We start from the raw sequence: 10,637 nt of genomic DNA on the forward strand, positions 1-10,637 counted from the left end.
AGTCTAGCGCCGTGCCGTCGGCCGGAGAGCTCCTACACGGTGACGTTGAGACCGGCCGTGTACCCGCCGGACACCGACCCGGACATCGTGGCGAGCTGGTAGATGCCGCCGTCGTCGCCGAACACGTTGTCCGACGTCAGCGTGGTCCGGGGGAAGTTCCGGGCGCTGGATTCGTAGCCGGCCGAGGCGTAGACCTCCTTGCAGGCGGCGTCGGTCAGCGCGATCTGGGACACCGCGAGGACCTGCCCGGCCGCCGTCGCGTTGTCCATGGACTCGAAGATTTCGAAGTGGATGTGTGGCCAGCGGCCGCTGTAGGCACCCGGGAAGATGGTCTGGAAGGTGACCTGGCCGTTGGCGTCTGCCTCCTGGACGCCTCGGAGGTAGTTCTCGTTCTTGAGTCCGGCGTCGTACATGGAGTACTTGCCGTCCTTGTCGCAGTGCCAGGCGTAGACGGCGGCCCCGGCCAGCGGCACGCAGCCGTTGGCGTTGTCGAGCAGGGTCAGCGTGACGGTGAGCGGCACGCCGTCGGCCCGGGTGCTGGAGGTGCCGAAGCTGGTGGTGATGTCCTGCCGGACCACGCCCGAGGTAGCCAGGACGTTGGGCCCGTTGGAGCCGTCGCCGGGATAGGGACCGGCGGTTTCCGCCGGGATTTCGACGCCGCATTCGGCGATGGCGCGGGTCAGGGTGGGCGAGGCGGATGAGGGCGTGCCGGTGGCCGCGGCGGTTCCGGTGGTTGCCGCCGTCGACCCCGCTGAGGCCGTGGCGGAGGCGGCGTCCGTGGAGGATCCCCCCGGCGTGCAGGCTGCCAGGGCGGCGGCCGTGCCGGCACCGAGGAACATGCCCAGCGACCGGCGGCTCATCAGGGTGGAAAGGTCGAACTCCAGGCCGCGGTCGTGGTCGGGGTGCGGCTCATGCGATGGCTGCGGGGAAAAGTTCATGCATCCATCGAACCCCGGGGCACTATGCCCTGGCTAGGTCCTCCCTGTGAAGCCGCTGTGGCCTGCGACGGAGCGCCCCGGCGCGGACTGGGCGCGGGGCATGCACCGCCCGGGCGCCTAGGACTGGACATGTGCCACCGGCGCCCGCCGGACATGCCCTCCCCGCCGGCCAAAGTCTGGACATGTCCCACCTGGCCCGCCGGACATGCCCTCCCCCGGCCGCGCCGAGTGGACACAATGCCATTATGTCCACTGCAGCGCGGGAGGGGAGGGCATGTCCCGTGGTGCTGGAGGACCCGGGGCCGGGGCGGGAGTTAGGACGCCGGGCCGGCACCCACGGTGGCTTCTTCGGCGGCCGTCACGGTCCCGGTATCCGTGGCACCATCGTCGCCGATTGCCGCGGGCTTCCCGCCGTTTTTACGGTAGCGCCAGACGCCGATCCCGACCACGACGGCGGCGAGGGCCAGGGAGAGCAGCAGTGATTCGCGGGTGGACTCCAGGACCACCATGCCGATCAGCAGGGCGACGATGCTGATGATGGCGACCCAGGTCAGGTAGGGGAACAGCCACATCTTCAACTGGAGGTCCTTGGCCGCGGCGCCCATCCGGCGGCGCAGGATCAGCTGCGAGCCGGCGATCACGAGCCAGACAAACAGGGCGATGGCGCCTGAGGTGTTGACCAGGAACAGGAACACGGTGTCCGGGGCGATGTAGTTCAGGCCGACGGTGATGAAGCCGACCACGGTGGAGGCAAGGACGGCGGCGGCGGGAACGCCGCGCTTGGAGATCCGCATCCAGGACCGCGGCGCGTCGCCGCGGCGGGACAGCGAGAACAGCATCCGGCTGGCGGTGTACAGGCCGGAGTTGAGGCAGGACAACACGGAGGTGAGCACCACGATGTCCATGATGGTGCCGGCGCCGGGGATGCCGTACAGCTCGATCACGGCAACGTAAGGGCTCTTGGCCACGGAGGCGGAGTTCCAGGGCAGCAGCGTGACCACGATGGCAATGGAGCCGATGTAGAACACGAGGATGCGCCAGACGGTGGACTTCACGGCTTTCTTGACCGCGTCGACGGGGTTTTCGGATTCTCCGGCGGCGATGGTGGCGATCTCAGCGCCAAAGAAGGAGAAAACGACCACGAGGATGCCGGCTAGCACGGCGCCGGGGCCGTTGGGCATAAAGCCGCCGTTTTCCAGCAGGTTGCTCACCCCGGGGGCCGGGACGCCCGGGATGAGGCCCAGGATGGCCGCGGCGCCGAAGAGCAGGAACAGCACGATCGCCGCCACCTTGATCGAAGCGAACCAGAACTCGAACTCGCCAAAGGACTTCACCGAGCTCAGGTTGGTCAGGGTCAGGACCACCATCAGCAGCAGTGCCCAGATCCACTGGTCGATTCCGGGCACCCAGCGGTGCATGATCGCCGCACCGGCCGTGGCCTCGATGCCGAGCACAATGATCCAGAACCAGGCGTACAGCCAGCCGATGCTGAATCCTGCCCACCGGCCCAGGGCCTTGTCGGCATACGTCGAGAAGGATCCGGTCTCCGGATTGGCTGCCGCCATTTCGCCGAGCATCCGCATGACCAGGATGACCACGAGTCCCGCCGCCGTGTAGGCGACCAGGATGCCCGGACCGGCTTGCTGGATCGCCGCGCCCGAGCCGACAAACAGGCCGGCACCGATCACCCCGGCGATGGCGATCATGGACAGATGCCTGGGTTTCAGGGATTTCGAGAGCTGCTGGTCAGCCTGCATGAAGCGCCGTCCTTCGTGGATTGTTCGGGTCCGCGGATAAACCGTGAAGACTTGTGCGGCGGACCACATTGACGTTTCACCCTAGACCGGGCGGGGAAGCGCCTGTTCTGTGCAATCCCACAAATGACGGAGGACCAATGAGGGCACAACTCCAGCAAAGAGGCCCATAGAGCAAGAGAAGTTGCCTCACGGGCAATTCGGCAATGTGCCTGAAACCACTGCTTCGGACTACTGAGCCCGGCCAGCCCGTGGCCGGGCTCAGTAGTCCGGGTTGCTGGGCACCACGAGCCCGGTCTCGTAGGCGTACACCACGGCCTGGACCCGGTCGCGCAGATGGAGCTTGGTGAGGATCCGGCGCACGTGGGTCTTGACCGTGGCTTCGGAGAGGAAGTACCGGTGCGCAATCTCGGCATTGGACAGCCCCTCGGCCATCGCCCCGAGCATCTCGGTTTCGCGCGGGGTGAGGTCCTCCAGCAGCGGATCCCGGGCTGGCCGGACCCCGGCGGGTGCCCCGCCGGACGCCTCCTGGCCGGGGGCGCCGCCGTCGGCCGGGCCATTTCCGTTGCCCCGGACATACGTTTCGAGCAGCCTTCGGGTGATGCGCGGCGCCACCACCGCGTCACCGCTCGCCACAACCCGGACGGCACTAATCAGCTCGGCGGGCGCCACGTCCTTGAGCAGGAAGGCCGAGGCGCCGGCCTGGAGCCCGGCGAACGCGTATTCATCCAGGTCGAAGGTGGTGAGGATGATGATCCTCGCGTTGGCCCCGGCTTTGGTGATGGCCCGCGTGGCCTCGATCCCGTCCAGCACCGGCATCCGCACATCCATCAGCACCACGTCGGGCGCGAGTTCGCGGACCTGACGGATCGCTTCGGCGCCGTCGAAGGCCTCGCCGACAATCCCCAGATCGTCCTCGCCCTCCAGGATCAGGCGGAAGCCCATCCTCAGGAGCGGCTGGTCATCCACCAGCAGGATGCGGATCGGTGCGGTCTCGCTCATCGGTTCCCCTTGACTCATGTGCCCTTACTTCCGTTGTCGCCGTTCCAGTGCAGCACGGCGTGCACACGCCAGCCGTGATCCGCGATCGGCCCTGCCTCCACGGTCCCCGCGTAGATACGCGCCCGCTCCAGCATTCCGGCGAGGCCCCGGCCCGTCCCCACGGATCCGCGGGATTGCCGGGCCGCCGCTGCCGAGCCGCCGGAGTCGACGGTGCCCTTGCCGTCGTCGACGACGTCGATGCTGACCGTAGGGCCGGTCCGGGCAATGGCCACGTCCACCCGCCCCAGCGATCGGCCGTAGCGCAGCACATTCGTCAGGGACTCCTGCACGATCCGGTACACCGTCAGCTGGAACGCGGCGTCGTCCGGCAGCGAGGGGCCGGTGTGCGTGTAGTGCAGCGGGAGCCCCGCAGTGCGGAAGCCCTCCAGAAGTTTGCCCAGGCTGTCCCCGCCCGCGAGCGGTTCGCGCGGAGCCTGCCCCGGGCCCGCGTCGTCGCGCAACACGCCCAGGACGCGCCGCATGTCCGCCAGGGCGGTGCGGCCGGTGCGGGAGAGTTCCCCGAGGACCTCCGCCGCCCGCGCGGGGTTCTTTTTGACCACGACGGCGGCCCCGTCCGCCAGGCTGACCATCACCGTGAGCGAATGCGCCACGACGTCATGCATTTCGCGCGCGATGCGGTTGCGTTCGGTGACCGACCCGAGGCGAGCGGCCCTCGCGGCCCAGGCGGCAATCTCGTGCTCGTGCTCGCGCCGCTGCCGGACCGAGACGCCGAGGCCGGTGGCGATGACGTTGGAGAGGGTGATGCTGACGGCCGCGGCGATGCTGGTGATCAGCTGGAAGTTCTCCGGCGTGTTCACGCCCATGTCCGGCAGCCGGCCGTCCAGCGGACCAACTGCCAGCAGGAAGTACAGGAACACCAGCGGTGCTGTCGCCGCCACCAGGCAGGCCAGGGCGAACCGGCGGCTGCGCGCCTCCGCCACGGCGTAGAGCGCAAACCACAGCCCGGCGGAGACGCTGGAACCCCAGGGGTGGAGCAGGGCCACACCCAGCTCCAGCACCGCCACGACGGCCACCACGTGTACCGGATGGCTCCGCCGGAACACCAGCGCGGCCGCGGCCAGCACGAGCAGCACGACGACCGGCCACACGCCGTCGCGCACCGCTTCCACCGCGGCGGGGGTCACCAGCAGCAAGTAGCAGGCCACGACCACGGCATCCATGGCCCGCGGGTGCTGGAACAGGTAGCGCCGGATGCGCCCCCGGCGTCGGGCGGTGATTTCAGCGAAGGACGCGTCAGCCTGGCCGGCTGGCGCGTCCTTCACAGGAACTGCATCGATCATGCTCTGAGCCTAGACGGCGGGCGGGAGCCTAGACGTCCCGCTTCTTCAGCAAAACGGCGGCCAGGACCACCGGGATGACGACCCAGGCGCCCAGCACCATCGCGGCCTGCCAGGCCTCCAGTGTGTCCGGGACGTGTTGCACGGCTGTCATGGGTTCGACCGTGTTGCCCGGCAGGTACTTGCGGGCCTCGACGAAGAAGTCGCCCGGGATCAGCTGGAAGGCGATCGGTGCCACGAAGAACAACCCGACAAGGCTCATGATGCCGCCGGCGGAATTGCGGATCAGCGAGCCCAGTGCCATGCCGATGGCGGCGACGGCGGCGACGTAGAGGCTGTTGACGAGCAGCATCTTCACCGACTGCGGGCTGGCGAGGTCCAGGTTGAGGTTGTAGTTGTCCAGAATCGGCAGCGCCATCAGGCCGGCCAGGTACACGGAGGCCGCGGTGAGGACGAACGCCGTCACCATGACCACAAGCAGCTTGGCGGCGTAGGCGGGGATCCGCTTGGGGACCGCCGCGAACGTGGAGCGGGCCATGCCTGTAGTGAACTCGGAGCTCATCAGCAGCACCCCGAGCGAACCGAGAATCAGCTGGGCGAACGCGATGCCGGACGTGGGGACGCCGACGGCGAGGTCCCCGCCCTGGGCGGCGAAGGCAGCGGCCGCTTGCGGATCAGTGGCCGCGGCCTCGGCGAACTGTCCCGTTCCCCAGGCGGAGAGGGCACCGAAGCCCACCACGACCAGGACGGTGCAGCCCAGCAGGATCAGGGTGGACAGGAGCGTGCGGAACTTAATGAATTCGGAGTTCAGCACCCGAAAAAAACTGGGGCCCGGGCCGGTGCTGGTGCCGGACATCCCGCCGGCCGGGGCGCCACCGGTGCCGGCATGTGCGCCGCGGCGGGAGGGGTCGAGAGTGGTCGAGCTCATGGCTTAGTTGCCTCCGGACTGGACGGGGGCGGCAGCGCCCGTGGTGATCAGTGAGTGGTATTCGACCTCATCCTTGGTCAGTTCCATGTAGGCCTCCTCGAGGCTGGCCTGAAGCGGGGTGAGTTCGTAGATCATGACGTGGCTGTCGAGGGCTGCGCGGGCGATCCGGCGCGGGTCGAGGCCGGTGACCTCGAGCAGTTCGTTCTCCTGCAGCTCCACGGAAACGCCGTCGCCGGCGAGCAGGTGCATCAGCCGGTCCGGCTGGTCGGTGCGAACGCGGGTGCGGATCTGGCCCTTTCCGGTGATGATGTCCTGGATCGGCGCATCGGCGATGATCCGGCCGCGGCCGATCACGATCAGGTGGTCGGCGGTGACGGCCATCTCGCTCATGAGGTGGCTGGAGAGGAACACCGTGCGTCCCTCGGAGGCCAGGTACTTGACCAGGTTGCGGACCCAGACAACGCCCTCCGGGTCCAGTCCGTTGACCGGCTCATCCAGGATGACGGTCTGCGGGTCGCCGAGCAGCGCGGCGGCGATCCCGAGCCGCTGGCCCATGCCGAGGGAGAAACCGCCGACCTTCTTTTTGGCCACGTCGGCCAGTCCCGTCATCTCGATGACGTCGTGCACGCGTTTTTTCGGGATGCTGTGCGTGGCGGCCATTGCGAGCAGGTGGTTGTAGGCGGAGCGGCTGGTGTGGACGGCCTTGGCGTCGAGCAGCGCGCCGACATCGCGCAGCGGCGCTGCGTGCCGGGCGAACGGGCTGCCGTTGACGGTGACGGTGCCCGAGGTCGGCCGGTCCAGCCCCATGATCATGCGCATGGTGGTGGACTTGCCGGCTCCGTTCGGGCCCAGGAAGCCGGTGACCCGGCCGGCTTCGACGGTGAAGTTGACTCCGGCGACGGCGGTCTTGTCGCCGTAAACCTTGGTCAGGCCTCGTGCTTCGATCATGGAAGCGTTCCTTTACCTAGCAATGGGGGTTGGTGTACACACCACGCTACCGAGGCGGGGAGCCGGTTTCGCCGGTCTCAGGGATGATTCAGGGTCGAATCAGGGTAGTCCGGGAGGATGACGATGCCGCCGTCAGGATGCCGGCGAGTAGTACGTCAGGGCGCCGGGCGTCACCGAGAATACGACAGCGCGCACGCCGGGCATGACCTCCCCGTCCACGGCCAGGACCATGCTGGTGTCCCCCGGTTCCACCCGGATGCTGCTGGATTCGCTGAGGTGGGTAATCCGGGAGGTGGCGACGGTTCCGGTCAGCACTGACCACAGCAGCCGGAGCCGGGCGAAGGATTCGTCGGCGGTGATCATTCTGAGGTCGAAGACACCGTCGTCGAGCACCGGGCGGACCAGCGGGGCGTGGTCGCGGGGGTAGTACCGTCCGCGGCCGATGTAAAGGATCCACAGTTTGTGCCGCACCCCGTCGACGATCAGGGCGGTGGGTGTCTCGGCGGCGAAGGTCCGCAACATGGCGACCACGCCGGCCAGGGGTTTGCCGAGGGCCGGCTGGAGCAGTTCGCGCCGGCGGACCAGGTTCGGGTAGAGGCCGATGCTCGCGGTATTAAGCATGGTCAGGTTCAACAGCTCGGGGCTGGCGGGAAGTCCGCGCTCCACAGACACCCTGCCAACATCAGCCCGTGCCGCTTCACCGCGGGTCGCGGCCTCGACGGCGGCCACGAGGTTGGGGGTCCCGGCGTCGCGGGCGAAGTGGTTGAGGGTGCCGCCCGGCAGGACCAGGAGCGGAAGGGAATGCTCGACGGCGGCCGCCGCGGCCGTGCCGACCGTTCCGTCGCCGCCCCAGACGCCCAAGGCAACAATCCCGGGCCGGCCGGCCACCCGGGCAATCTCCTCCGCGAGGTCCTCACCCTGGGCAATCTCCTTTATATACGCCTTGGGGAATACTTTTTGCAGCGCGGCTACGGTCTCCTCCGCGTAGGAGCCGCCCAGCGTGTTGACCGCTATGCCGAGGCCCTCACCCTCCGGTAGCTCCGCGGCTTTCACCGCAGTGCGCCGGAGCTCGGGAAGCGGAGGCCGGACGGGCCACCATTTCCGCGTGACCAGGGCAGCCCCCGCACCAATCGCCGACCCGAAGAACACATCCGAGGGCCAGTGGGCGCCGGTGTGGACCCGGGAGTAGGCGACGCCTGCTGCGAGGGGGGCCAGCGCGGCGCCGAGGGCCGGCCTGACGAGTCCGGCGCCGAGGACGAACGCCACGGCCGAGGCGGAGTGCCCCGAGGGCATGGAGGAGCTCTTGGGCTGGGGATGGACAAACCTGAAGACCGGCAGGTGCTCCGGCAGCGGGCGGGCCCGCGGCAGCAGGGTTTTGAACCCGAGATTCGTGACCGCGGAGGCGACGGCCTGCGCCAGCACGCCGTGGAGCGCGGCGCGCCGGGTTCTGCCGGGGAATAGGGCCATCACGGCGGCGATGCCGAACCAGAGCTTGCCCTTGTTCGCCGCAGCGGAAAGCCGCCGGAAAAAGTCGTCATGAGTGCCCCCGGGGAGGCCGGACACGGCGCGTACGAGCTTCCGGTCGAGTTTCCCCACCCGGCTCGGCGCCTTCCTCAGCATGCTGCGCATGCGACCACCTTACTGCCGGATCGGGACGGCGCTATCACGTCCCTTTGCAGTCCGTTCAGGGATGCCCCTATGGACGCCGCCGCCTGCTTAGCTGGCACGCAAGGGCTTCGCGGCGCCGGCGAGCAGGAGCGCCCCCAGGATCGGGATCATGATGGCCAGCAGAGCCAGCCGGATTCCGATCAGATCACCGAGGTAGCCAAGCAGCGGCGGACCGGCCAGGAACGCGACGTACCCGATCGTGGAGACCACCGAAACGCGGGCGGCTGCGTGCTTGGGGTCGTCGGCAGCCGCCGACATCCCCATCGGGAACGCGAGGGCGGCCCCCGCTCCCCAGAGCACCGCGCCGGCCGTGGCCGTCCAGATGTCACCGGCCAGGACGAAGAGCCCCAGCCCTGCGGCGGCGGCAGCCATGCTGGCACGGAGCACAGACACCCGGCCGTAGGCGTCGATCGCCCGGCCGCCGAAGAAGCGCACCGCGGTCATGGCCAGGACAAAGGCCGCGAACAGCAGTGCCCCCGTCGATTCCGTGGCGTCCAGGCCGTCCACGGCGGCTTTCGCAATCCAGTCGTTGCCGGCGCCTTCGGTGAGCGTCGCGCCCAGCACCACGACGCCGATCAGCAGCGTCCGTCCGTCCCGCCAGGCCGAGCGGCCCTTGGGTTCCCTGGTTTCGCCGGCCACCGGCACGGGCGCCGGGAGGTGCGGCAGGAAGTAGCGCGGCGCTGCCAGGGTCACAACGGCAACGATGGCGGCGATCACCAGCAGGTGCGCCGGGAGCCCGATGCCCAGGCCCGCCAGTCCGGCGCCGATCAGGGCGCCCAGGAACGCACCCCCGCTGAAGGCGGCGTGGAACTGCGGCATGATGGTGCGCCCGAGCTGGTGTTCGACGTCGGCGCCTTCGATGTTCTGGGACACATCCCAGAGCCCGATGCCCATGCCGAAGAAGAACAGCGCGACGGCGGTCCCGGGGACGGACTCGGCCAGCAGTGCCAGCGCGACACCGACGCCCGCCAGGGCGGCGACAAAGCCGGCGGCCCGCACGGCATTGGCCGTCCCGATCCGGCCCACCACATGGCCGGCGGTGGGCAGTGCGATCAGCGAGCCCGCCGCCACGCACAGCAGCAGGGTTCCCATCTGCCCCGAGGAGATGTCCAGGATGTCCGTCACCGCAGGGATGCGGGCGGCCCAGCTGGCGAACACGAGCCCGTTGATCCCGAAAATCAGGAACGTTGCCGCGGCTGCGGCGTTGAGCTGCGGGCGGGTTGCCGTCTTGGTCATACGATCACTACTTCCACCGAGTGTTGGGTGAGCTGGGCAAGTTCTTCGGTACTGAGCTGTTTGTCGGTGACCAGGACATCCACGGCATCCAGCGGCGCGACGAGCGCGACCGCGCTGGCGTTCCACTTGCTGCCGGAGCAGGCGACGATCACCCTGCCCGCGGATTCCAGTCCGGCCCGTTTGACGGCCGCATCGTCGAGGTCATGGGCCAGGAGCCCGTCCCCGAGGTTCAGCGCGCAGGGCGTGAGCACGGCTGTATCAAACCGCAGCGAACGGATGTTGGATTCCGTCATGGGCCCGCGGAAGGACAGTTCCCCGGCGACCAGGCTTCCGCCGGGCAGCAGCAGTTCGGGATGCCGGCCGGCGGCCGGGCCGCCCTCGGTCAGCGCGTTGACGGCCCGCAGGGACATCGGCATCAGGGTCAGGTCCCGCTGCCGCAGCTGCCGGGCCACCTCGGTGGCCGTGGTGCCGCTGTCCAGCCAGACGTGGCGGCGGTCCTGCAGCAGGGCGGCAACGCCGGCCCCGATCCGGATTTTGGCGGCGTGGTCCTCGATCTCGCGTTGCCCGTATTCCGGGTTCTCACCGCGCAGCACCAGGCTCCGGGCCCCGCCGTGGACGCGGCGGAGAACGCCGTGGAGCGCCAGGACCTCCAGGTCACGACGGATCGTCGCGCCGGAAGCGCCGCATTCGGCCATCAGCTCATCGACCGACACCTGTTCCCGGTGGCGCAAAATCTCGCCGATGCGGCGGTGGCGCTCCTCAGTGGTCATGCACAAATGCTAACTGATCGTGATCATTTAATCATTTCCTGCACGAATGTACTCTG

General features: G+C 68.8%; 9 protein-coding genes. All 9 read right to left on the bottom strand.

Annotation, left to right across the window (positions count from 1 at the left end):
- Positions 1 to 32 precede the first annotated feature (32 nt).
- A complete protein-coding gene (locus J2W14_RS00930; protein ID WP_307457052.1) occupies positions 33 to 938 on the bottom strand; it encodes an intradiol ring-cleavage dioxygenase in 906 nt (301 codons plus the stop codon).
- Positions 939 to 1,252: 314 nt separating this feature from the next.
- A complete protein-coding gene (locus tag J2W14_RS00935; RefSeq protein ID WP_307457055.1) occupies positions 1,253 to 2,695 on the bottom strand; it encodes an amino acid permease in 1,443 nt (480 codons plus the stop codon).
- 258 nt (positions 2,696 to 2,953) lie between these two features.
- A complete protein-coding gene (locus tag J2W14_RS00940; RefSeq protein WP_307457059.1) occupies positions 2,954 to 3,694 on the bottom strand; it encodes a response regulator in 741 nt (246 codons plus the stop codon).
- 14 nt (positions 3,695 to 3,708) lie between these two features.
- A complete protein-coding gene (locus J2W14_RS00945; protein ID WP_307457062.1) occupies positions 3,709 to 5,034 on the bottom strand; it encodes a sensor histidine kinase in 1,326 nt (441 codons plus the stop codon).
- Between the two features lie 28 nt (positions 5,035 to 5,062).
- Complete coding sequence (locus J2W14_RS00950; RefSeq protein ID WP_370871176.1) at positions 5,063 to 5,887, bottom strand: ABC transporter permease; 825 nt, start codon at positions 5,885 to 5,887, stop codon at positions 5,063 to 5,065.
- A gap of 75 nt (positions 5,888 to 5,962) precedes the next feature.
- The gene (locus J2W14_RS00955) at positions 5,963 to 6,907 is read right to left on the bottom strand and encodes an ABC transporter ATP-binding protein (RefSeq protein WP_307457069.1); all 945 of its coding nucleotides are present in this window, start codon (positions 6,905 to 6,907) and stop codon (positions 5,963 to 5,965) included.
- A gap of 132 nt (positions 6,908 to 7,039) precedes the next feature.
- Positions 7,040 to 8,536, bottom strand: a complete 1,497-nt coding sequence (locus tag J2W14_RS00960; protein WP_307457072.1) for a bifunctional phosphatase PAP2/diacylglycerol kinase family protein — start codon at positions 8,534 to 8,536, stop codon at positions 7,040 to 7,042.
- Positions 8,537 to 8,623: 87 nt separating this feature from the next.
- Positions 8,624 to 9,811, bottom strand: coding sequence for an MFS transporter (locus tag J2W14_RS00965; protein ID WP_307457076.1), 1,188 nt, complete (start codon positions 9,809 to 9,811; stop codon positions 8,624 to 8,626).
- The gene (locus tag J2W14_RS00970; RefSeq protein WP_307457079.1) at positions 9,808 to 10,581 is read right to left on the bottom strand and encodes a DeoR/GlpR family DNA-binding transcription regulator; all 774 of its coding nucleotides are present in this window, start codon (positions 10,579 to 10,581) and stop codon (positions 9,808 to 9,810) included. Before J2W14_RS00970 ends, J2W14_RS00965 begins: the two co-directional genes overlap by 4 nt.
- Positions 10,582 to 10,637 lie beyond the last annotated feature (56 nt).

The sequence above is a fragment of the Pseudarthrobacter oxydans genome (assembly GCF_030812335.1).
GTDB classification, from domain to species: Bacteria; Actinomycetota; Actinomycetes; order Actinomycetales; family Micrococcaceae; genus Arthrobacter; species Arthrobacter oxydans_B.

Coding starts and splice junctions, on each gene's coding strand:
- J2W14_RS00940 (WP_307457059.1), bottom strand. CDS start 3,694: ATGAGCGAGACCGCACCGATCCGCATCCTGCTGGTGGATGACCAGCCG.
- J2W14_RS00935 (WP_307457055.1), bottom strand. CDS start 2,695: ATGCAGGCTGACCAGCAGCTCTCGAAATCCCTGAAACCCAGGCATCTG.
- J2W14_RS00970 (WP_307457079.1), bottom strand. CDS start 10,581: ATGACCACTGAGGAGCGCCACCGCCGCATCGGCGAGATTTTGCGCCAC.
- J2W14_RS00945 (WP_307457062.1), bottom strand. CDS start 5,034: ATGATCGATGCAGTTCCTGTGAAGGACGCGCCAGCCGGCCAGGCTGAC.
- J2W14_RS00965 (WP_307457076.1), bottom strand. CDS start 9,811: ATGACCAAGACGGCAACCCGCCCGCAGCTCAACGCCGCAGCCGCGGCA.
- J2W14_RS00950 (WP_370871176.1), bottom strand. CDS start 5,887: ATGTCCGGCACCAGCACCGGCCCGGGCCCCAGTTTTTTTCGGGTGCTG.
- J2W14_RS00955 (WP_307457069.1), bottom strand. CDS start 6,907: ATGATCGAAGCACGAGGCCTGACCAAGGTTTACGGCGACAAGACCGCC.
- J2W14_RS00960 (WP_307457072.1), bottom strand. CDS start 8,536: ATGCGCAGCATGCTGAGGAAGGCGCCGAGCCGGGTGGGGAAACTCGAC.
- J2W14_RS00930 (WP_307457052.1), bottom strand. CDS start 938: ATGAACTTTTCCCCGCAGCCATCGCATGAGCCGCACCCCGACCACGAC.